Genomic DNA, 969 nt, shown 5'->3' on the forward strand with positions numbered 1-969 from the left:
ATCCAGAAAGTGGCCGGAAGTCGCTCAATCTTGCGAAGATGCACCCTAAGTTGAGTTATCTAGACAGTAGCTCTGGGGAGCAACTCGATCACTTTGATTTGCCCGATCGGCGTCTAAGTATTCGGCATGTGGCAGTCGGTAGTGATGACACGGTGGGGTTGGCACTTCAGTACAAAGGTAAGCGAGAATTCCCGCCGGTGGTTGGCTTTCAAAAAGGGCAGCGAGAGATTCAGTTGGTTAAGTCGGATGACGATCAGACCCATTGGAAAATGAATCAATACACTGCAAGCATTTGTATTCATCCTGAAACGGGTGTCACTGCTATAACTTGTCCCCGAGGCAATCTCATCACATTTTGGGATTCTCGAGATCGTAAGTTTATTAGTTCAATAGAAATTTTTGACGCGAGTGGTGTCGCTTTAAGCCGGGATGGCAGGTACTTTTTTGTTACCTCTGGTACTGGTTCTTTGTATCACATTGACGCTCATGCTTTGGCACTCAGCTCAGTCTCAATTCCTGAATGGCCAAACGCCCATTGGGGAAATCACTTCAGCCAAATAACGGTGTAAACATGCTGATTAATCTAAACCTAAGCACGAGGCTGAGTTCATTGCTCTTGCCTTTGTTTGCGATCTCATTGTTGGTAAGTGCGTCGCCGAGTCGTGGGCAAAACACAATTAGCGACTCGAACCTTGTCCGCAAATTTGATGCGAATATACAAGTTGTAAAGGCCGCGAATATTTCTGGAAAAATATCGCAGGAAAAAATCGATGTGCTTGCTGAACAAACTGAAGAGTTGCTCGATGCATATCGTGAATCCTACGAACAGCTAGCGCGCTACCAGAAGAACATCGCCCATCTTGAGGTGATGCAATCGCGCCAAAGCGAACAAAAAGCGTCTTTACGCAAGCAGATGCTAACTTTATCTGAAACTGAAACAGCTTTGGTTCCTTTGTTGTTAAACATGAT

At 45.5% G+C, this 969-nt stretch carries 2 protein-coding genes; both read left to right on the top strand.

Features of this window, described 5'->3' with window-relative positions; genetic code table 11:
• On the top strand, positions 1–569 hold a 569-nt coding region (locus tag A3739_RS21800), incomplete at its 5' end, for a DUF1513 domain-containing protein (protein ID WP_156502744.1).
• Positions 570–571: 2 nt separating this feature from the next.
• The coding region (locus tag A3739_RS21805) for a DUF3450 family protein (protein ID WP_197472485.1) at positions 572–969 on the top strand (398 nt) is incomplete at its 3' end.

The organism is Oleiphilus sp. HI0067 (genome assembly GCF_001635735.1).